We start from the raw sequence: 20,388 nt of genomic DNA, 5'->3' as shown, positions 1-20,388 counted from the left end.
GCGCTTCTTCCGCCGCCTGCTGAAGACGACCCGCTCAGTGCCACGGGTGATCGTCACCGACAGACTCCGCTCCTACGGCGCGGCCCACCGCGAGGTGATGCCCTCGGTCGAGCACCGCTCCCACAAGGGCCTCAACAACCGGGCCGAGAACAGCCACCAGCCAACCCGACAGCCCGAACGCCGCCATGAAAGGCTTCCGCAGCGTCGGCGGAGCCCAGCGGTTCCTGGCCGCGTTCAGCGGCATCTCACCCCGCTTCCGGCCCCGTCGCCACCTGATGACCACCACCCACTACCGCGCCGAGATGACCACCCGCTTCGCCATCTGGGACCAGATCACCGGCGTCGCCGGCCTGCCTGCCGCGGCCTGATCACGGAGCCGGAACCCGCCCCCTCCACACCCGGCACACCATCAGGCACTCACTCCCTCAACAACGTGACAGCACCGGCACGGGAGGTACTCCTTCGTGTGATTGTTGCGAGGAGGTGAGTCGGATCTGGCGCAGGGCGCCGCCGTCGACGGCCCACTCGGCGCCGGTGATCTGGCATGCGAGGGGGAAAACAGGTGTGCGATGACCTGGGCGACGTAGTCCGGGCTGCCGAGCCAGGTGGTAGGCAGGCGCCGCACCTCGCGGACGAAGTGGTCGATCGCCGCCTCCGGCTCAAGGCCGAACCGGGCGCTGAAGGTCCATCGGTCTGCTTCCTTTCAGACGAGCCGGCCGCCGCCGTCGACGTGCAGCACGGTGCCGGTGACGTAGGGGTTACTCATCGCGAACAGAACAGCCTGGACCAGGTCCTCGGGCTTGCCGACGCGCCGGGCCGGGTTGCGCTCGGCCACACCGCGCAGGAACGCTTCCTTGTCGGCGCCGAGACCGTCCCAGGAGCCGGTGTCGACGATGCCGGGGGAGACGGCGTTGACGCGCGCCGGGGCGATCTCCACCGCCAGGGCCTGGACCAGGAACGCCAGGGCGCCGTTGGTGGTGGCCATCACGGTGCGGGCCGGGGCGGGCCGCCAGGCCGCCACCCCGGAGAAGAAGGTGAACGAGCCACCCGCGTTCGCATGGCCCGTCAGGTGCTTGGCCAGCAGCAGCGGGCCGATCACCTTCGCGGCGAATGCGCGCTGCACTGCGGAGAGTTCGAGTTCCGCCAACGGGCCGTTGGCGGGCATGGCGGCGGTGGACACCAGGTGGTCGAAGCTACCCACCTGCTTGGCCAGCCGGGAGATCGACGCCTCGTCGGCGAGGTCGACCGGCACCACTTGGGCCGTGCCGCCCAGCTCACCGGCTGTCCACTCCAGCTTGCGCGGGTCCGGCCCGGCCAGAACCAGGTCCGCACCGGCAGCGGAGGCAGTCTGGGCGAACAGGCGGCCGGTGTGCGAGCCGGCACCCACGACGATCACGCGCCGACCTTCGAGAGACATGGAAGACGAGGTGGAAGAAGGCATGACGAAACTCCTCGGGTGATCGGGAACGGAGGCTCGGCCACCGCTGTCACTGCGCGGAGGCTCATGACATGAGCCTCCCCGCCCGGCTCAGATAAGTCCAAGGCTTGGTTTTTAGAGCAGCGATAGAATCTGTTCATGACGACTCTGCGGCAGCTCGAATACCTGGTCGCGGTGACCGATACCGGGTCCTTCACCCACGCGGCCGAACTGCTGCACGTCACCCAGCCCGCGCTGTCCCACCAGGTCCGCGCACTGGAGAAGTCCTTGGGTGGACCGCTCCTGGAACGCCTCCCGCGGGCGATCCGCCTCACCCCGCTGGGCCGCGCCGTGCTTCCCCACGCCCGCGCCGCCCTCAACGACGCCCACCGCCTCCATGCCGCCGCCCACCGCACGGCCGGACTGGACGGCGGGGAGCTGGAAGTCGCCACCGTCTACTCCGTCAGCCTCGGCATCCTCCCGCCGGTCCTGCGCACCTGGCGCCACCAGCACCCCGGGGTACGCATCCGGCTGCGTGAGTACCCGCACACCGACCAGCTCCAAGCCGCGATGACCGCGGGACAGGCCGACCTCGCCATCGGCCCCACCCCCAACGTCTGGGAAGGCCCCGTACGGAACCTCGGCGTCGAGGAGTTCGTCGTCGTCCTGTCCACCGACGACCCGCTCGCGAACCGCGCCGCCGAAACTATCGCCCTCGGGGCACTCACCGATCGTGCGTGGGTCCATTTCGCCCCTGGCAACGGCCTCGCGGACATCCTCGACGGAGCCTGCGCCGACGCCGGCTTCAAGCCCCAGGTCGCCATCCGCGCCGAACAGACCTCCGCCGCACCCCTGCTCGCCGCCGCCGGCCTCGGCCCCGCGCTGGTCCCCGCCACGATCATCCCGCCCGACTTCGACGGCATCGCACTACGCCCCGATCCGCCGGTGCGCCGCACCCTTACCGCCTACACCCGCACCCGCCCCGACCCGCTCACCACCGCCTTCGCCACCCTCCTCGCCGAACAGGCCCGCGTCCTGCCCCCACACATCCGCGCCTTCAGCACTGCTCAGAGTACTTCCCGTTGATCCACCACATGCACCGCGCGGTGCACTGTGCCACTCCGCTTTTCCAACCTCGCGGTGATGGAAATGAGTTGGACGGCCCTGCAGTCTCCGCGGTGGCGGTCAGAACCGCGCGACCGAGGATGCGGCGGGCCATGGTGAAGCCCAGGAGTGCGGGGGTGGCATCGGCCGGGACGCCGACCTCCACCTCTTCTGAGCCCCGTCGCACCATGACCGTCGCCGTCGTCCAGGCCGCTCCCCGTTGTTCGACGCGCGGGCCGCGCTGGCCCGCGCTGAAGAACTCATCCGAGAGGCTGCCGTCCGCCACGGCGCCGAAGTCATCGTTCTTCCCGAGGCGTTCCCTGGCGGATTTTGTGAGTGGGTGGGGTGGTGTCAGTGGGTTGGGTGTCACCGTGCTTGTTATGCACTGGTAGTGCGTTGAGCTGGTCTTTTCGGCTTGGCTGCGTGGATTTTCGGCACTGGCGGAAGCCCTGTACCGCGACGTCCTCACGCCCTACATCCGGTACTCCGCCTACACGCCCGTCCGACAGGCTCACTCCTGCCCGAGTCCGCCGCGATTTCCGGCACCTGCGCCCGAAGGCGGCCTGTCCCGCCTGAGCACCGAAATCCTCCCGCCCCAGCCCAGGCCGGCCATCCGGCCGCAAGAAGCACCCGGCCCACTCCCCGCTATGACGTGCACACAGTCGGCAAACCGGGCCCCGCAAAACGACGGACGAAGAAGTCAACAACCCCGCGTCCCCGCCGCACAGGATAAAGATCAAGCGTACGTCCAGCAGTCCGGGCATCATCGCAGCTCGGAAGGGGTTTGGGTGATGTAATCGGACGTCAAGTTCAGGATAGCAAGCCGGTGTAAGTCCGGTCCGGGGAGACGCCAGGGTCCCCGGTAGCTGACTCCCGGCGTCACTCGAAATGGTGGCGTCGAAGTGGAGTGCGGTCGAGGAGTTGGGCTTCGAACTGGGAGATGCGGCGGTCTTGGAAGCGGCTGTTGGAACGGGTGGCCTGGAGTCGTTCTTCGAGGGTGCGTTTGTCCTGGGTGAGTTCGCGGATTCGCTGCGTTCCATCGCCCGCAACCTGTGCCGGCTGTTCTGGAGCGACCTGGAGACCCACCATCCCGGCATCGACTCGCTGCGACTGACACCGGCATATCCCGCCACTGGCTGAGGGGCGCAGTTGGGTTCGCCACGTCGGCGAGCGGTCGGAGCGGGCGCGAAGTACAAGCCGGCCGGGCCCGGCGGGTCGCAGGGGAATCTCCCCCAGGCGCCTACGCCCTCGCTTGTGAGAACCCGGGTGCCTTGGAATGTGATCGTGCAGTGCACAGCGGCCCGGCAGCCGCGAGTGCGAGCCTCTTCCCTGGCTGCCGAAGGACTCGTCACCCAGCCCGCTGCCGCACAGCTCGGGCGGAGGAACGGGCTCCATTCGGGAAGCCTGTTCCTGCTGTCCGGGGGCCCTCGGACCTTTCTCGGTCCGAGCACCTCAACCGATCGCCGGTGAGCCCCAGTCTTCGTGCGGGCCAGGTGCACGGCCACTTCCTCCCGCCGACCACCGCGACGTGGGAGGGGCATCCGATCAAGGTGTGGGCGAAAAACGCCCGCGCGGCAGCCCGTAGGGCGCGGGAGAACGAGGAGCTCCGCGCGGCCGGCCTCCCCGTCCCTTCGGCGGCCGGGGCGATGACCGAGGCGCGGCGGGACGAGCTGGACGCGATCGATCCGGGGTGGTGCCCGGTATGTGACACCGGGTGGCAGCGCTGCTACCGCCTCGCCGCGCCACCGCCGCTCTGCCGAGCGCGCTGTCGGCAGCTCGACTGCCTTCCGCCCCGTTCGGGGGCGGACCGATGCGTCCGGCCGCTTGCAGGCTTGTCACGGTGTCCCAGCGGCCTCGGCGTGGAGCAGCTCGATCAGCTGGGGGCGGTGCAGCGTCGCGATGGGTTCCAACAGGTCGGGATGGCGCAGCACTACGCTGGCTTCGGTGTCGTGGGTGCCTGGGTCGATGAGGCGCTGCAGGCCGGCACTGTGATGATCGGTGGCCGCGCGGGTCCGGTGTGCTCGGATGGCGAGGGCGCGGTCGGCCAGCAGGCAGGCAGCCCAGCTGACGACGGTCTCGTCCACCCAGGTCCGCCAGGCGGTGCCGTCGCGGTCCGGGTCGCATCCGGTGAGCCAGTCCAGTCGGTCGGCTCCGCCCGGGCCGCACAGGTGGAGCAGCTGTACATCGAGGCCGGTGGGGTAGCGCAGATGGGCGGCGAGGGTGGTGGCCTGGAGGGCCTGGGCCTCGGCCAGGGCGTAGTTGAGCGCACCTGGGGGCGGCGGGTAGGCGTCAAGGAGCCATCGAGTGCAGGCGGCTATGACGGGTGTCAGATCGGTGGGCACGGCGATCGGTTTCCTGGGGAGCGTGCCGGCGCCCTTCCGTCCGGTCGGGTGCGCGAGCTGGTGCGCGGGGCGGCGCTGCCCCGTTCGTGGCCGACCAGCATAGGCGGCGCCTGCCAGGAAGGCCCATGACCTGGGTCACGCCCTGCCCAGGCTCCCGGGGGCCGGGCCGCGCGCCTGCGCGGCCCGGCCCCCATGACCTGGGTCAGGATTTGCCGCGGCCGGTGACGAAGTCGCGGGCCCGGTCGACCAGGCCGACACCCGGGGCGAGGAGCTTGCTGGCCATAGGAGTGCTTGGCGCGGAGGGGTGCGGCCGGGTGGGCGCCATGGCTTTGGCCTGGCGGATCTTGTCCCCGAGGTCGTCCAGCTGCTTTGGGGTGCAGGCGCGGCGCAGCATCGGGAAGATGTTGTTCTCCTCGTCCTGGACGTGGGCGGCGACCTCATCCATGAGCTGCTGCAGCATCGTGCTCATCTGCGGGTCGTCGGTGTCTACCCTCTCCAGCTGCTTGAGGATCTTCTCGACCCGGCCGTGGTCGGCGATCTCCTTGTCCGCGAGCCGGTCGCCGCCGTCGATGTGCTCGCGGACCGCCGGGTACAGGTACTGCTCCTCGGCGACCGAGTGCCGCACGAGCTCGATGGTGACCTCGTCCACCTGGTCCCGCAGCTGCTGGCCGCCCGCGGTCATCGCCTGGATACGGCCGAACATCTCCTCGACCTCGCGGTGATCGGTCATCAGCTCGTCGATCACGTTCCTGCCTTGCCCCATCACACATCCGCCTCTCTCATCCGGGGGCGGGTCTCTCCCGCCCAGCCCATAGGTATCCCCGCCCGGCACACCGCGCCCGCCCAGCCCGCTGCGGCCTCACCCGCTCGGCCCCACCGTGCACGGCCCGGCACCCGGACTTGTGCGGGCCCTGCGGGGCCGCGCGGCCCCGTTTGTCTGCCCACCTGGCGGGCAGCCGCCTGGGCGGCTGTTTCGCCTGGCTGACGCCGGCCTCTGGACGGAGAGCGCTCAGATGACCACCAATCCCGGACCGCCCACTGACGAACGCGACGCCACGGAGACGGCCCTGGACGCCTTCCGGGCCCCCGATCCGGACGGACCGCTGACCACAGGCCAGGGCGTGCGCGTCAACGACACCGACAACTCCCTCACCGTCGGCGACCGCGGCTCACCCTGCTGGAGGACTTCCAGCTGCGCGGAGGCTCACCCGCTTCGACCACGAGCGCGCCAAGCGCAACATCCATGGTCGTTCGAAGATGAATAAGTAAGACCGACCGGCAATAGGGGGGCGGCGTCGCGGGGCTGGGCACGCACATCTGCCGCGTTGTCGTCAATCAACAACGCTCCGCGTTGCCTCAATCCTCCGCCTTGCAGCTGCACGCACCCAGCCCCGCTCCTTCACCCACCCCCCAATTGCCGGTCGGTCTAAGGAGCTCGAACACCAGTAGGAGGCAGCGATCATGGGCACCGTTCCCGTGCCGCCCGATCCCGACATCACATCGGTCCCGCCGCCTGACCCCCCATCGCCTCCGGGTCCGCCGGAGCGGGTGGAGCCGGTGGAGCCTCCGGAGCCGGCGGAGCCGCCTGTGCCGCCGGATCCCCCGGCGCCGCCCGGGTCGCCCACACCACCGCCTGAGCCACCCCGCCCGGATGGCCCGGGTGTTCCCGGTCCCGAACCGGAGCCGGGGCGGCCGCACCCATCGGAGCCGCCCGACTGAACGCAGGCCGAATGACGCGGGTGAGCCGGACGGATGATGTCAGCCGCGGCGGCGCGGCGGCGAGCCATCGAATGTCGGACATGGGCCGGGGTGACAGGAGGGTTCGGTGCGCGCTGGGGTCGAGATCGCAGTGTGGTGTGCCGTGCTGCTCGGGGTGACGGTGGTCCTTCCGCGACCCGTAGATCGCAACGCGGGCCCCGCAGGCGCTGAGCGCCTCTTCCGAAGTCGCCGTCCGAATTCCCCCCAACCCGACCAGCGCCCGCGGCAGCCCGGAAGGCGATTCCCGCACCCCGCGCACATCCCTGACCGGGCCACCGCATGCACTGCACTCCACCATTACGCCTCCAACTCCCCGCCCGCCACCGGGGGCATCACAGCGAACACACAGAGCAGCGACCGAGAAGCAACGAGTGATGCACGGGTACTACTGACGGTCCACAGAACCGCGAGGGGCGCAGAATGGGGAGTATGGACCCCTACGAGGGGCTGGCCGCGGTGGAGCGGAGGGACGGGACTCTGGTCCGCGTGTGGGCCGACTTGCCGTCACCCAGGAGCACAGCTCGGCTGAGGCAGACCGGCTGACCGCACCCGGCGGCGAAGCACTCCTGCTGAAGGGCGCCGTCACCCTGGTCCTCTCACGGACCCGCTGGCCCGCCGAGGTCACCTACACCCAGCTGTCCTCCGGACCGCACTCCGCGAACTGGACCGAGATCAAGGGCACCGGGCCCGCAACCACCCAGCCAGACCCCATCGCCGGCAGCCACACCGAACGCGATGACGGACCACAGCCCGGCGCCGCCCTCCCCGACGAACACAGCGAAACAGTTCGCCGGCCCAAGTCTGCGATGTTACGCAGCTGCCGGGACGGACCAGAGACTTCCGCGTAGAAGATGGCGGCGTCGAACGCGTCACGGGTCTGGAGCTCCAGCCGCACCGGGGCCCCGTCCCGGTCCGCGGCGATCCCTGCACGCCCTCCCTCAGGACCAGAGGACCGACGGGTGAGGGTGGCGCCCCGGTACGGTTCTTTCGTGGGCCGTCATTCGGTGCTCCTGCGGGTGCGTGATGGGCGTCGGGCGCCATGCTCGAGGCGGCCAGGGGCGGGGTTCAGCGGGTGGTGGTGCGCAGCAGGTCGCGTACCCGGTCGACCAGACCGGCGCCCGGAGCGAGGAGTCTGTTGGCGGGCGGGGTGTTCGGGAGCAAGGGGTGGGGGCGGGTGGGGGCGGTTTGCCTGGCCCGGCGCACCAGCCGGCCGAGTTCGTCGAGCGTCTCGGGCGGGAGGGTGGCTGCGAGTTTCGGGAACAGTTCGTGTTCTTCCTCGCGCATGTGGGAGGCGACCTTGAGCTTCAGCTTCGCGATCGTGTCGTTGAACCGCGGGTCGTCGACGCTCAGGTCTTCGAGGTCCTTGAGCATGCGCTCGGCTCTGGCGTGATCGGCGAGCTCCTTGTCCGCCATGGCCGCACCGTGCGGTACGTGCTTGCGCACGGTGGGGTAGAGGTGCAGTTCCTCGGCGACGGTGTGCCGGACCAGTTCCGCGGTCAGCCGGTCCGCGAGCTCCCGCCGCCGGGGGTGATCGACCGGCTGCAACTCGATCTGCGAGAACAGATCCTCCAGCTCACGGTGATCGGCCACGAGCTCCGCGATCACATCGCCACCGGGTTCCATCGCGACACAGCACCTATCCTGGGGATCGTCGCCCCTCGGGGGGAGGGTGCAAGCACACAGACAACACACCCCGGAACGCAGAACCGGCGCCACGCGCGCGGGAACCGCACCGTACTCACCTCCCCGGCCCTGCGATCACCACCGTTTCGCACAAGGATCGGACTACGGGCGGTGGCCCGGCCGTGTCCTCCCCCGGTCCCGATCGGGGGACACCTCCCCCAGGCACTCCGGTCCACCTCCCGGCCCATAAGGAGGGGCCTGGAGGCACGGATGCCGCAGCCCTTGTGGACTTGCCATTTTCCCCACCCTGGCGCCTCGCCCGGGATGATGGGGCAGGTGGGTTTCCCGCTGGCCAATGCCCACTCGGCGGTCGTGGAGCTGCTGGCTCTGGCCGCCTGCCGGGCAAGGTGGGAGCGGATCCGACTGGATGGAGATGCCAGCAGTGGGCCGCGGCCTCAGCTGCCCTTGGCGAGGGCGTCGGCGGGCTGGTCACGGGTCATGTCGGAACGCCCTTTGACGCCGGCCTTGGTGGCCTTCTTGTACAGCTCGGCCTTGGTCAGCGACCGTAGCGACCCAACATCCGAGGCCCCGGTGCGCTTCTTCGCTGCAGGCTTCTTCCCGCGCCCGGTCTTCCCGGAGGTGCCGGCTTTCTCCCCGGTGTCCTTCGGGCTGCGGGCCCGCTCGACGCTGGCGCGCAGGGCCTCCATCAGGTCGACCACACCGGTGGGCTGCGCGGCCGGCTCGGCCTTCTCCACGGCCTCGCCGGCGGCCTTGGCCTCGATCAGCGCCTCGACCTTCTCCTGGAAAGTGTCGTGGAAGTCCTCCGGATCCCAGTCGGTGGTGAGGGCGTCGATGAGCTGGTGGGCCATCTTTACCTCGGCGGAGGTCGGCTCCATCTTGCCCGGCAGGTCGGGGACCTCCTCGTGGGGCGTTGTCACGTTGGTGCGGTGTTGATCGATTGAGGGCGCGTCAGGGTGTGTAGGGGTCGGGTGGGGGCCTGGCTTACGCTGCGATGGGCTGGTCGGTGGCGCCGGTGATCTCGTCCCAGATGGCGAAGCGGGTGGTCATCTCGGTGCGGTATTGGGTGGCGGTCATCAGGTGGCGGCGTGGTCGGAAGTGCGGTGAGATGCCGCTGAACGCGGACAGGAACCGCTGGGCCCCGCCGGTACTGCGGAAGCCCTTCATCGCGCCTTCGCGCTGCCTCGTCGGCTGATGACTGTTCTCGGCCCGGTTGTTCAGACCCTTGTGGGCGCGGTGTTCTACGGAGGGCATGATCTCGCGGTGGGCCGCGCCGTAGGAGCGGAGCTTGTCGGTGACGATCACCCTCGGCACCGAGCAGGTCTTCTTGAGCAGTTTGCGGAAGAACCGCCTGGCCGCAGCGGTGTCCCGCCGGTTCTGGACCAAAATGTCGAGCACGTTGCCATCGGCGTCGACGGCCCCCGCCACAGGTACTTCAGCTCACCGTTGATCCTGAGGAAGACCTCGTCCAGGTGCCACTTGTCGCCCGGCTGCACACGCCGGCGGCCCAGGCCGTTGGCGTAGGCCTGCCCGAACTTCCTACACCAGCGGCGGACCGTCTCGTGGGAGACGATCACGCCGCGTTCGAGCATCAGCTCATCGACCTCGCGGAACGACAGCGGGAAACGGAAGTACAGCCACACGCAGTGCGCGATGATCTCCACCGAGTACCGGTGCCCCTTGTACGGCGGCGCGCTGTCCACGGACGACCCCTCCCAGCACGACCAACCAGAAGATCATCCCAGGCCGGTCAGTCAACGAGACAGTGCCCGACCGCGTCCAGAAGTCCCCTCACCTGCCGCCGGCGGAGACCGGCCGCCGCCTGGGCCTGCGCCCCGCGACCTGGTCGTCAACGGCCGCGTGATCAAGGTCAACCATCAGGCCCGTCTGGTGATGGGCACGGTGCGCCGCTTCTGCTACACACCGCTGAGAAGGCGATGGCGCTTGCCATGGGCTCGGCGTCTGCATAGCGGCCGTCCCACACCGGTCTGGGGTCTGGGTGTATAGATCTGGCTCGCATGGGTAGGCACCAAGTGAGCACCGAATCGGAAGCCACTGGACCGAAGAAACGCCCCGCCAAGGCACTCGGCGAGCGAGTCGTGACGAATTCTCTTCTCACGGCGCAGTACGGCTCTTCGCGTCCGCACCCGGCGCTTTCCGGAGGCGCGTACGTTCATTTCGCATAGACACTTTCTCTGGAGAACGCGCTCGTCTCGAAGTTCGCCCCAGGTGAGGCAAGGAGAGCAGGGGCCTGACTTCCGGCGGGTGAGGAGGACGTGATGGCCGGAATCCATGAAGAGCTGCCGGACGAAGGTCTCTCCGTTCCGGAGGACACCCAGATGACTGCCGGCGCCACACCGCCCGCTGAGTCAGGCGTTTCCGAACTCGGCCCCCCACAGGAAGCCCCACGGAGGAGCTGGCGCCCGACACCCCTGACACCGGTCCTGGCGGTGTTTGTCCTGGTCCTGCTTCTGGTGGCGGCACTGGCGATCTTCAAGGCTGTGGGGTGAGGACACGCCCCTGAGGAGACCGCACTGACCGGGGAGTGGCTGAGGGGGAGCATCTGCTGCAGCACTGTGGCCGGGGCCGTCGTGGGCGCTCGGCGCGGCGCCGCCGTGGTTTATTTGAGCGGGTGCTTGAAAACGGAGCCCGCCGGGGACGGTTCCGCAGCCAGCACCACTGCCTCCGGATCCCGTACACGCACACGCCCCCGTGCGCAGCGACCGCACGGGTGATCGCCTCGGTGACCGTCCCGCTGGGTGTGGGCGCCCTCGGACGCGGCTGTGACGCGGAAAGGGCGAACAGGAAGCTCATGCGAATCGATCCCTTCCGCGAGATGGACCGGCTGACTGCCTGGCGTTGAACGCGACTCCATCGACTTGCATGTCGAACAGAACGTGCTCACCGTGAAGGCGGAGCGCCCGATCGGATCTTTCAGCCGGGGGCTGTTCCTGGGCGAGACGCTGGACACCGACCGCATCGCCGCCTCCTACGACGGAGGCGTGCTGCGGCTGACCATTCCGGTCGCCGAGCGGGCCAAGCCGCGGAAGATCGAGATCAGGGCCGGATACGGCTCACCCAAGAAAATCGACCTCTGAGCGGCAGCGAAGTCGAGGCGCTGCCCGCTCCTCGTCCCCCGCCCCCTCGGCTCGTCGTTCCCGCTGCCCCTCGGGTAGCCGACAGCCGAGGGAGTCACGTATCCGGAACACACGTTTGAAGGGAGCGAGTGATGACGCGGGCGGTAGGCATTGACCTGGGTACGACCAACTCCGTGGTCGCTGTCCTTGAGGGCGGCGAGCCGACAGTCGTCACCAACGCAGAGGGCTTGCGAACCACACCGTCGGTGGTCGGCTTCTCGAAGCAGAAGGGTGAGGTGCTGGTCGGTGAGGTCGCCAAGCGCCAGGCCGTGACCAACATCGAGCGCACCGCACGGTCGGTGAAGCGGCACATGGGCGAGACCAAGTGGCGTTTCCCGGAGTCCGGAGACATCGACGGCAAGCGGTACGCGGCGCAGGAGATCTCGGCGCGGGTCCTGCAGAAGCTGAAGCGGGACGCCGAGGCGTACCTGGGTGAGGACGTGACGGACGCGGTCGTCACCGTCCCGGCGTACTTCAACGACTCCCAGCGCACCGCCACCAAGGAGGCCGGTGAGATCGCAGGCCTGAAGGTGCTGCGGATCATCAACGAGCCGACATCCGCGGCGCTCGCGTACGGTCTGGACAAGGAGAGCGATCAGACGATCCTGGTGTTCGACCTGGGTGGCGGCACCTTCGACGTCTCGCTTTTGGAGATCGGCGAGGGCGTGGTGGAGGTGAAGTCCACCAACGGTGACACGCACCTGGGTGGTGACGACTGGGACCAGCGGATCGTCGACTATCTGACCAAGCAGTTCAAGAACGCGTACGGTATCGACTTGTCCAAGGACAAGATGGCCACGCAGCGGCTGCGCGAGGCGGCGGAGAAAGCGAAGATCGAGCTGTCCGCAGCGACGGAGACGACGATCAGCCTGCCGTATATCACCGCGTCGTCCGAGGGCGCGCTGCATCTGGACGAGAAGCTGACGCGCGCCCACTTCAAGCAGCTCACTCAGGACCTGCTGGAGCGCTGTAAGGGCCCGTTCCACAGCGCGATCAAGGACGCGGGGATCTCTGTCTCGGAGATCAATCACGTGATTATGGTGGGCGGTTCCACGCGCATGCCCGCGGTGACCGATCTGGTCAGGGAGTTGACGGGGAAGGATCCGCACAAGGGTGTGAACCCGGACGAGGTCGTGGCCATCGGCGCGGCCTTGCAGGCCGGTGTGCTGAAGGGTGAGGTCAAGGACGTCCTGCTCCTCGACGTCACCCCGCTGTCCCTCGGTATCGAGACCAAGGGCGGCATCATGACCAAGCTCATCGAGCGCAACACCACGATCCCGACCAAGCGCTCCGAGATCTTCACGACGGCCGAGGACAACCAGCCGTCCGTGCAGATCCAGGTCTACCAGGGCGAGCGCGAGATCGCGGCGTACAACAAGAAGCTCGGAATGTTCGAGCTGACCGGCCTGCCGCCGGCCCCGCGTGGCATCCCGCAGATCGAGGTCGGATTCGACATCGACGCCAACGGCATCATGCACGTGAGCGCGAAGGACCTGGGCACGGGCAAGGAGCAGAAGATGACCGTCACCGGCGGCTCCGCCCTGCCGAAGGACGACATCGACCGCATGATGCGCGATGCCGAGGTGCACGCCGAGGAGGACCGGCGCCGCCGCGAGGCCGCCGAGACCCGCAACCAGGCCGAGCAGCTCGTCTACCAGACCGAGAAGCTCCTGTCCGACAACGCGGACAAGATCCCCGGTGACGTGAAGACTGAGACGGAGGCCGCCCTCGCGGACGTCAAGGAGAAGCTGAAGGGCGAGGACACCGCCGCGATCCGTACCGCCATGGAGAAGGTGGCCGCAGCCTCGCAGAGGATCGGCAGCGCCCTCTACGCCCAGGCACCGGGCGCCGGAAGCGACGCCGACTCCGCGCCCCAGGCCGGGCAAGGGAGCGACGAGGAGGAGGTCGTCGACGCGGAGATCGTCGACGACGAGAGGACGGAGGGCGGCGAGCGATGAACCGGCCGAACAAGTCTCGATCGCCACAGCAGCCGCCACCTATCGTGATCCGGGACAACCGGAGCATCGACCCGGTCACACTCCAGCCGAGGAAACCCGACCAGGCGGCGGCCGAACGGGAGACCGGTCGCGGGGAGAAGAGCGCCGTTCTCGGAGCAGAGCGAGGCCCGGCACAGGGCGGCCAGGCGGCCGAACTGGAGGCGCAGCTCGCCGAGCGCACGGCCGACCTTCAGTGACTGAAGGCCGAGTACGACAACTACCACAAGCGGATGCAGCGCGATCGCCTGGCGATCCGGGAGATCGCGGTGGCCAACGTCCTGTCCGGGCTGCTTCCCGTCCTGGATGCCATCGACCGGGCCCGAGAGCACGGCGAAGTGACCGGCGGCCTGAAGGCGGTCGCCGACGTCCTGGAGAACCATCTCGCCGGCCTCGGGCTGGAGACCGTCGGAATGCCGGGAGAACCCTTCGACCCCACCCGGCACGAGGCCGTCACCCACGAACTGTCGGACACGGTCCAGCAGCCGACCTGCGCCACCGTGCTGCGCCGCGGCTACCGGGTCGGCGATCAACTCCTGCGCCCCGCTCAGGTTTCGGTCGCCGAACCGCCTGACCGGGAAACCAGTCAGCAGCCGCCGTCTCACCCGGCGTAAGTACCAGGCAGTTATGGGCTTCTCGCACTTGGCGCACAGCATGGCCGCTACGCCGTGGCGACGCAGCAGATCAGCGAAGCCGCCTTGCCGAACCTCGTCGATGTGGTCGTACATACCCGACCAGTCCCCGATGACCATGGAACTGTTCCAGAGGGCGACGTCCAGCGTGTCGTCCCAGACGGGCTCGGGGCTCACTCGGTGCATAAGGCGCCAGCTCTCCCGCCTCGGAAGCGGCCGGCCGGGGCAGCACGGCGCGCACCAGGGCCGGGGTGAGAAGGCCGCGGCCGGCCAGGCGCAGCACCGCGTCCAGCGCCGGCCGGCCCGTACCGGCGACGGGTACGGCGTGGGCGGCCAGCCACTCGCCGGCGGCCTGCGGGTCGGTGCCGGCAAGATGCTCGAAGAACACCGCTGCCGGCCACGTACCGTTGGCCGGACCGTCGGGCAGCAGCAGATGCGGAGCGTGCTCCTGAAGGACAGGGAGCCATGCCGGGGCGGGGCGGGAACGGAAGAAGAACGCGGTGGCCCGCGGGTCCGCCCACCGGGCCAGCTCCAACGCCTCCTGTGGACCGGGGACTTCGAGGGCGGTGAGTTCCAGGACCCTGGGGGCGCGGCCGGGCAGCGGCACCAGCAGCTCCCGGGCCGCCGCGAGGACCTCGGCGTACAGGCGGGCGGCACGGCCCTCCTCGGCCGCGGCTCCGTGCAACGTGCCCGACGTCTTCCCGTACACCTCGCCCCACACGCCCAGGGCCTCCTCCTGCGCGGCGCCGAGCTTCACCCCCATCAGCCGCTCGGCGATCCCCGCCGCCCGGCCCCGGTGGAGGCCGCCCGGCCGGACCAGTTGTCCGCGCAGGACCCCGGCCGCCGACCTCACCCGTTCCCACCCCGCCGTGCCCGTGCTGCCGTCCGCGGCCGGCTCTCCCACCAGAACACCAGAGCCCGCTCCGGCGGGTCCAGGTAGAGGCCGACGACGTCGTGGACCTTGTCGATGAAGTACGGATCCGTCGACAGCTTGAACGTCTCCGAGCGGTGCGGCTGCAGGCCGAACGCCCGCCAGATCCGCGACACGGTCGACTGCGACAAGCCCAGTTCCTTCGCCATCGAACGCGTCGACCAGTGGGTCGCGTTCTTCGGAGCGGACTCCAGCGTCTTGGAAACCAGTGCGGCCACCTGCTCGTCCGTCACCGTCCGCGGGCCACCCGGACGCGGCATGTCACCCAGCCCGGCGATTCGATACTGCACGAACCGGGCCCGCCGGCGTTGACGTTGCAGGTGGCTGCCTGAACACCCTTTCCGTCCGCGCAGCCGCCTGCGATGGCGCGGAGGGTGCAGCCGATGCCGTCGCGGGGGGCCGTCACGATGGCGCGGGACAGGTCGACGTCCTCGTTGCCGATCTTCACGCAGTAGACGTGGCCCGGGCGTTGTCACGTTGTTGGGTGCGTGGGTGTCTGACGGTGCGTCGAGGTGTGGTGGGGCCGGATGCCGGCCTGGGCTCAGGCCGCGGCAGGTCGGCCGGTGACGCCGCCGGTCCAGCCATGTGCGGTAGCGGCTTCCGAAAGGTTCCGCACCGTCGCGCAGCGCGGCTGACAGCCACTCGGCGGCACTCTCCGCGTGTGTGATGGCGTCTCGTGGATAGCCGTACTGCCTCTGCTGAATGGCGAACTCGTCCTCGTCATCCACGAAGACGGATCCGTCTTGCCGTATCCGGCAGACACCCGGAACGAACGCCGGAGCCCTGAGCACCCATGCCCCCGCTCCGCTGACTCCATACACCGCGCAAGGACGTTGGTTTTTGTTGATTCTCTTGCTCTTCTGTGGATCTGGTTCTATGTTCGCTGCCATCGAGACATCGGATGGGTCTCAATTTGTCATGCGAAATTACCAATAGGGCAGGGTCCAAACTTCTCAGGCACTGGAGCCACCCAATGAGCTACACCCCGCCCCGGACAGCAGGTTCACCTTCGGCCTGTGGACCGTGGGCCGGCAGGGCCGAGACCCCCTCCGGTGCTGCCACGCGCCCGCACTGGACCCGGTGGAGGCCGCGCAGAAGCTGGCTGAACCAGGAGACGCACGGTGTCGCCTTCCACGCCGCCGACCTCATCCCGTTCGGCTCCGGTGACACCGATGGGTCAGGTGGGGGCGTGCACTCTGAGTCAGACGTGGGCCCTGTGCCGAGATGAGCGCCCCCGAGTTCCGCCCCGCAACAGAACGGAGGGGCACGAGTGGTCCATTCGTGACCACGGACCTCAAGACGACTGAGTCAGACCTTCGTTACCTCGACGGCGCAACGTCCGGTATATCTACCTCCTGGAGACGATCATGTCGCAAAGCAATCGCCATTCCTTCCTCACCTGGTCCGCAGTGGCGGGTGCGGCGACCTTCGGTACCCCCTTGTTCGGAGCGGGGCTGGCCGCAGCTGCACCCGGCCGGCCGCCGAAACTGGCCTCGTTGACCAGTGACTGGCTGCCGGCACGGGAGGTGAAGCACTCCCCCACGGTCAGCAACTCCTGGGGAGCCGTAGGGTCCTCCCCTAATGTGCTGGGAATCCGCAACTTCACCCTTGCGCCCTATGTGGACGGCTTTAGTGACTCCTGCGAGCTGAACGTGGACGGCGTACGGGTCACCACCAGCGAGTCGCGCTGGTCGGCCTATGAGATCACGCGTAAGGCGACCACCGCCTCGGGGGTGGCGGTCCAGACCAAGACCCGGCTCGCATTCGAACGCAACGAGTTGCTGCTGCGCATCGCCGTCTCCAACCCCACCGCGGCACCGATCGCGGTGTCGGTCAATGCCAATCCACGCATTGCCAAGGCGGCGCTTCCGGCCAAGTGGGAGTGGGACCCCCCACGGCCTGGCGGCAACCGCACCTTCACCGCGAAGGTCTCCGGATCGAACCTGCTGATATCCGACAGCGCCTCTTCGGCGGTGACGGCGTTCGCGTTCACCCCGGCACCCATGCTCACCACGGCATCGGCCGGCGGACGCGCACAGTGGTCGGTCGCCGCGGGGCAGTCAGCGACGATCGACATCGTCATGGAGGTGGGCCAGACCTCGACGGGGGCGCCGCTGGCGGACATCAACGACGGCAACGGCGTTGTGGACGCCTGCAACGCCACGCTGGGCACTTTCGGAGCGGCCTTCAGCACCACCCGCAAGAAATGGGAAAAGCGCTGGCAAGACGCCTTCACACCCGGGAACGGCCACTACTCGGGATCCCTGCCCGTCCTGACCAACACCAACGACACAGCCGTCGCCCGCCTGTACTACATGAGCATCCTGTCAGTGCTGGCATGCGAGCGCACCAATCTCGGCCCCGAGTTCTCCACCATTCTCGGCAGACCCACCGGACCCGGCGCCTTCCAAGGGCTCGACCGCGTCTATGTGACGGGGGCGCCCGAGTTCGCGAATACAGTCAGCTACTTCTGGGACACCTCCTACTCCTCCATCATCCTGACGCTGCTCGATCCGCGGATGATCAAGGCCAAAGCCGTCTACTGGCTCACCAAAGACATCTATGCCGGATATGCCATCGACTGGGTGTCGGGCAGGACCGTCGGCCCGTGGTACAGCGCGAACGACCTCACCGTCTTCACGACGATCCTCAACTACGTCAACTACAGCGGCGACGTTTCCTTCCTCGACACCACGATCTCCAGCTCCGGCAAGACCGTCCTCGAACACCTGAAATCCATCGCCACCAACTGGCAAAGACTGGTACCGCAGGGGCAGTCGCTGGCCGACTACGGCGAGAACCACAACCTCCTGGAAGTTCTGCCGAAATACGTCCACCAGGTGGCGTCGTTCAACGCTGCCAATGTGTGGATGATGCAGAAGGCCGCCAGCCTGTTCGACCGTGCGGGTGACAAGGCAACCGCCACAGACCTCACCGACAGAGCCGAGGCCCTGCTGAGCGAGGTTCTCAAGCTGTACGACAAAGCCAACAACGGCGTCTGGAACTGCAGGTACAGTAACGGCACCACCGTTGCGGTACGGCATGTCCTCGACTTCGCCATCGCCGGCAATCTGCTCGCCCCGTCGCTGACCCAAGAGCAGAAGACCGACATGAAGCACTTCGTCACCGACGAACTGCTGGCCGGGGACGGGATGCGCGCCCTGTCCTTTGCCGACTCCCAGGCGCCGGTCGCCCGTACCGACCACGGCACCAGCGGCGCCTTCGTCGCCTGGCCCTCACTCACTGCCCAGACCTTCGCCCGGTTCGGCGATTACCCGGCGTTCCTGTCACTGCTCAAACGATTTGCGGGCATGACCAGAAACGGGCCCTTCAGCCAGTCCCACGAGATACTCCAATCCGCGAGGGTGTCGGTCACCGACCGGCCCGCGTTGAACACCGCCGGAGCCGTGACGGTCTCCGCATGGATCAATCCCTCGAGCTGGCCGAAGAACCACTGGGAGAGCAGCATCATCGCCAAGGACCGTTGGGATGGCAGCCGGCACGAGGGCTACGTGCTCCGCGGCGGCGCCGACGGCAAGATCTCCTTCGTCCTCGCCCTCGACGGCCGCTTCATCGATGTGATTACCACCGCCACGGTCCCAACGTCGGGGTGGCATCACGTCGCGGGTGTCTACGACGGCGAAAAGGTGCAGATCTTCATCGACGGTACCGTCCAAACCATACGACCGGCCGCCGGGAAGATCACCCCCTCCACCGGCACCCCGGTGACCGTGGGGAATTGCCCAACCGACTCCAACCGCCGTTTCAGCGGCAGCATCGACGAGGCCCGTGTCTACACGCGGGCGCTGTCAGCCACCGAGATCAACGCCCAGTACGAAGCCACCACCCCCGCCACCGGCGCCGCCGACAGCTCCCTGATGCTCCGCCTGCCCTTCAACGAAGGCGACGGCACAAAGACCACCGAGTCGATCACAGCACAGGCCGTCAACATCGAAGGGGCAGCATGGAGCAGTAGCCGAACCGGATTCGGCACCGCACTGGCCCTCTCCGACGCCGCAGCCGACCACCACGCCGTCATCGCCCCAGCCAGCCAATGGCAGGTCTTCATCAACTGTGCCGGCGGGAACTACGCAGACGTGATCATCAGCGACCTGTTCGGCTACAGCCCCGAAGACGCCACCGCCAGGTTGCGGAACGCAACGATGCCCCGAGGAATCACCGCAACACTCTCAGGCGTCGTCCTCAACGGCAAGAGCCAGTCGATCACCAGCCGCCCCGGCGGCCTATCGCTTGCCTGAGCCGTCCGCGGCGCGCCCGTTATGTTTTTCGCGGTCCTGCAAGAGGACCGCTGGCCTCCGGGCCCGGCATGACGGGGCCTGTCCCCGAGTGGTGGACAGGCCCCCACAGGATCTCGATCTCGTCGATGCCTACGCCGCAGGCTCCCGCAATCTCTCGGGCCACCAGCAGCGTGGACCTCACCTCGCCCGCTTCAGCACGCTGCACCGTCGTGACCGAGCGGTTGATCCTTCTGGCGAGTTCCCGGCGCGTCAGACCGCGCCGGGAACGTCCTTCGCCCAGTTCGCAGGCAAGTCGGCCAACGCCGTTATGAGGATCATCAATCGGCGTCATCGGACGCCCCCGTCGAGCTGGCATGGTGTTACACCTGGGCCGGGAACAGCAGGAAGCGTCCCACCCTACGGATCACCACGGTAAGCGGGCCCATCTGGCTACAGCGGATCATCAGTACGCCGAGCAGCTCGGAGCTGCCGAGCATGGCCATCACCTCCCGCAGCGGAGTGCCATGGGTGGTCGCGAGCATCGCCATCACGATGATCACGATGATGACGGCGCTTTCTCCTAAGCCGAGACGGAGGCGGGTGCTGGCGGCACACGCCGCTGCAGATCGATGGGAGAACATGGGAGCCCCTTTCTGACCCACGCCGATGCGGCGTGTACGAACTCTGGGAACTGACTCCAACCACATACCGCAGGCGGTTGGCTCCGCCGTGCTGCGGTGGACAGAATCGTGCCAGTGATCGAAGAGCGCGAACGCCACCTTCTGATACTTAGCCTCAATACCGTTTAGTTAGTGGTCTCGAGTGGTGATGTGGGGGTTGTGTTTGGGTTGGGGTCAGTGTGTGTGGTGGGAGCGTTTCGCGGCCCATTTCAGGACCTTGCGTTTGACGACTCGCGGGTGTGAGCGTTTTCGGCGTGGTGGGTTGAGGTGTTGGGCGAGCCATCGGATGGCGTGATGCCAGATCGTGTCGGCCGTGTCAGTGCCCGGAGGGGGAAAATGCGCTCTGCGTGACTGAACGGCGAGCGATGCGGAGGGCTTTGACGAAGGAGACTCTGTCGGGGTCCTGGCCGGTGTGCGCGGCGGTGTCAGCCATCAGAGTACGGATGGCGTAGTGGCAGCACAGGTGTCCCCAGATTTCTTGCTGGACAAGGTCGGGGGCTTTCGAGCGCAGTAC

At 68.1% G+C, this 20,388-nt stretch carries 18 protein-coding genes and 8 pseudogenes; 13 read left to right on the top strand and 13 right to left on the bottom strand.

The window, feature by feature from the left end:
• Positions 1–368, top strand: a pseudogene (locus BT364_RS37460) (DDE-type integrase/transposase/recombinase); the annotation flags it as partial.
• Positions 369–703: 335 nt separating this feature from the next.
• Here the strand turns inward: BT364_RS37460 and BT364_RS37455 are convergent.
• Positions 704–1,417 (bottom strand): SDR family oxidoreductase, encoded by a 714-nt coding sequence (locus tag BT364_RS37455; RefSeq protein ID WP_072489609.1) that lies wholly within the window; start codon positions 1,415–1,417, stop codon positions 704–706.
• 159 nt (positions 1,418–1,576) lie between these two features.
• Between BT364_RS37455 and BT364_RS37450 the strand changes: the two genes are divergently transcribed.
• Positions 1,577–2,503: a LysR family transcriptional regulator gene (locus tag BT364_RS37450; protein ID WP_072489608.1), complete on the top strand. Its 927-nt coding sequence runs from the start codon at positions 1,577–1,579 to the stop codon at positions 2,501–2,503.
• An 82-nt stretch (positions 2,504–2,585) separates the two neighbouring features.
• Here the strand turns inward: BT364_RS37450 and BT364_RS43800 are convergent.
• Positions 2,586–2,681 (bottom strand): annotated as a pseudogene (locus BT364_RS43800) (YbhB/YbcL family Raf kinase inhibitor-like protein); the annotation flags it as partial.
• A gap of 60 nt (positions 2,682–2,741) precedes the next feature.
• Between BT364_RS43800 and BT364_RS44500 the strand changes: the two are divergent.
• From BT364_RS44500 to BT364_RS37435, 3 genes and pseudogenes are all read left to right on the top strand, one after another.
• Positions 2,742–2,921, top strand: coding sequence for a carbon-nitrogen hydrolase family protein (locus BT364_RS44500; protein ID WP_218172484.1), 180 nt, complete (start codon positions 2,742–2,744; stop codon positions 2,919–2,921).
• A 98-nt stretch (positions 2,922–3,019) separates the two neighbouring features.
• Positions 3,020–3,254 (top strand): annotated as a pseudogene (locus BT364_RS44015) (NF041680 family putative transposase); the annotation flags it as partial.
• Between the two features lie 155 nt (positions 3,255–3,409).
• On the top strand, positions 3,410–3,661 hold the full coding sequence (locus BT364_RS37435) for a hypothetical protein (RefSeq protein ID WP_072489607.1): 252 nt from the start codon (positions 3,410–3,412) through the stop codon (positions 3,659–3,661).
• Between the two features lie 695 nt (positions 3,662–4,356).
• On the opposite strand, the gene BT364_RS37430 is transcribed toward BT364_RS37435, so the two are convergent.
• Both BT364_RS37430 and BT364_RS37425 read right to left on the bottom strand, forming a co-directional pair.
• Positions 4,357–4,863 carry a hypothetical protein gene (locus BT364_RS37430; RefSeq protein ID WP_072489606.1) on the bottom strand — a complete coding sequence of 169 codons (507 nt, stop codon included), beginning with the start codon at positions 4,861–4,863 and terminating at the stop codon, positions 4,357–4,359.
• Between the two features lie 202 nt (positions 4,864–5,065).
• Positions 5,066–5,626 (bottom strand): hemerythrin domain-containing protein, encoded by a 561-nt coding sequence (locus tag BT364_RS37425; RefSeq protein WP_072489605.1) that lies wholly within the window; start codon positions 5,624–5,626, stop codon positions 5,066–5,068.
• A 1,483-nt stretch (positions 5,627–7,109) separates the two neighbouring features.
• On the opposite strand from BT364_RS37425, the gene BT364_RS42140 reads away from it, so the two are divergent.
• Positions 7,110–7,469, top strand: a complete 360-nt coding sequence (locus BT364_RS42140; protein ID WP_072489604.1) for a hypothetical protein — start codon at positions 7,110–7,112, stop codon at positions 7,467–7,469.
• Positions 7,470–7,686: 217 nt separating this feature from the next.
• Here the strand turns inward: BT364_RS42140 and BT364_RS37415 are convergent, their stop codons facing one another.
• From BT364_RS37415 to BT364_RS37405, 3 genes and pseudogenes are all read right to left on the bottom strand, one after another.
• The gene (locus tag BT364_RS37415) at positions 7,687–8,244 is read right to left on the bottom strand and encodes a hemerythrin domain-containing protein (protein ID WP_072489603.1); all 558 of its coding nucleotides are present in this window, start codon (positions 8,242–8,244) and stop codon (positions 7,687–7,689) included.
• 455 nt (positions 8,245–8,699) lie between these two features.
• A complete protein-coding gene (locus BT364_RS37410; protein ID WP_143166616.1) occupies positions 8,700–9,182 on the bottom strand; it encodes a Ku family protein in 483 nt (160 codons plus the stop codon).
• A gap of 64 nt (positions 9,183–9,246) precedes the next feature.
• A pseudogene (locus BT364_RS37405) lies at positions 9,247–9,965 on the bottom strand (IS6 family transposase).
• Positions 9,966–10,541: 576 nt separating this feature from the next.
• Between BT364_RS37405 and BT364_RS37400 the strand changes: the two are divergent.
• The 5 genes and pseudogenes from BT364_RS37400 (at position 10,542) to grpE (ending at position 14,007) form a co-directional block, all read left to right on the top strand.
• A complete protein-coding gene (locus BT364_RS37400; RefSeq protein WP_072489601.1) occupies positions 10,542–10,772 on the top strand; it encodes a DUF6480 family protein in 231 nt (76 codons plus the stop codon).
• Positions 10,773–11,111: 339 nt separating this feature from the next.
• Positions 11,112–11,360 (top strand): annotated as a pseudogene (locus tag BT364_RS37395) (Hsp20/alpha crystallin family protein); the annotation flags it as partial.
• A gap of 131 nt (positions 11,361–11,491) precedes the next feature.
• A complete protein-coding gene (gene dnaK / locus BT364_RS37390) occupies positions 11,492–13,357 on the top strand; it encodes a molecular chaperone DnaK (protein ID WP_072489600.1) in 1,866 nt (621 codons plus the stop codon).
• A 44-nt stretch (positions 13,358–13,401) separates the two neighbouring features.
• Positions 13,402–13,593, top strand: a complete 192-nt coding sequence (locus tag BT364_RS43790) for a hypothetical protein (RefSeq protein ID WP_256260405.1) — start codon at positions 13,402–13,404, stop codon at positions 13,591–13,593.
• 33 nt (positions 13,594–13,626) lie between these two features.
• Positions 13,627–14,007 (top strand): nucleotide exchange factor GrpE, encoded by a 381-nt coding sequence (gene grpE, locus BT364_RS43785; protein ID WP_371268700.1) that lies wholly within the window; start codon positions 13,627–13,629, stop codon positions 14,005–14,007.
• Positions 14,008–14,077: 70 nt separating this feature from the next.
• Here the strand turns inward: grpE and BT364_RS37380 are convergent, their stop codons facing one another.
• From BT364_RS37380 to BT364_RS42135, 3 genes and pseudogenes are all read right to left on the bottom strand, one after another.
• The gene (locus BT364_RS37380) at positions 14,078–14,929 is read right to left on the bottom strand and encodes a hypothetical protein (protein WP_072489599.1); all 852 of its coding nucleotides are present in this window, start codon (positions 14,927–14,929) and stop codon (positions 14,078–14,080) included.
• Positions 14,893–15,267: pseudogene (locus BT364_RS37375) on the bottom strand (helix-turn-helix domain-containing protein); the annotation flags it as partial. The pseudogene BT364_RS37375 and the gene BT364_RS37380, both read right to left, overlap by 37 nt.
• Positions 15,186–15,404 carry a hypothetical protein gene (locus BT364_RS42135; RefSeq protein WP_177328386.1) on the bottom strand — a complete coding sequence of 73 codons (219 nt, stop codon included), beginning with the start codon at positions 15,402–15,404 and terminating at the stop codon, positions 15,186–15,188. The gene BT364_RS42135 and the pseudogene BT364_RS37375, both read right to left, overlap by 82 nt.
• Positions 15,405–15,916: 512 nt before the next feature.
• On the opposite strand from BT364_RS42135, the pseudogene BT364_RS43780 reads away from it, so the two are divergent.
• Both BT364_RS43780 and BT364_RS40725 read left to right on the top strand, forming a co-directional pair.
• Positions 15,917–16,130, top strand: a pseudogene (locus BT364_RS43780) (xylose isomerase); the annotation flags it as partial.
• 193 nt (positions 16,131–16,323) lie between these two features.
• Positions 16,324–19,215: a LamG domain-containing protein gene (locus tag BT364_RS40725; protein WP_143166615.1), complete on the top strand. Its 2,892-nt coding sequence runs from the start codon at positions 16,324–16,326 to the stop codon at positions 19,213–19,215.
• A 19-nt stretch (positions 19,216–19,234) separates the two neighbouring features.
• Here the strand turns inward: BT364_RS40725 and BT364_RS37365 are convergent, their stop codons facing one another.
• From BT364_RS37365 to BT364_RS37355, 3 genes and pseudogenes are all read right to left on the bottom strand, one after another.
• Positions 19,235–19,546: a helix-turn-helix domain-containing protein gene (locus BT364_RS37365; protein WP_256260404.1), complete on the bottom strand. Its 312-nt coding sequence runs from the start codon at positions 19,544–19,546 to the stop codon at positions 19,235–19,237.
• 28 nt (positions 19,547–19,574) lie between these two features.
• Positions 19,575–19,835: a hypothetical protein gene (locus BT364_RS37360; RefSeq protein ID WP_072489597.1), complete on the bottom strand. Its 261-nt coding sequence runs from the start codon at positions 19,833–19,835 to the stop codon at positions 19,575–19,577.
• Between the two features lie 355 nt (positions 19,836–20,190).
• Positions 20,191–20,388 (bottom strand): annotated as a pseudogene (locus BT364_RS37355) (IS4 family transposase); the annotation flags it as partial.

It is taken from the genome of Streptomyces atratus (assembly GCF_900119365.1).
GTDB classification, from domain to species: domain Bacteria; phylum Actinomycetota; class Actinomycetes; order Streptomycetales; family Streptomycetaceae; genus Streptomyces; species Streptomyces atratus_B.
This window is presented reverse-complemented; position numbering and strand designations above follow the sequence as displayed.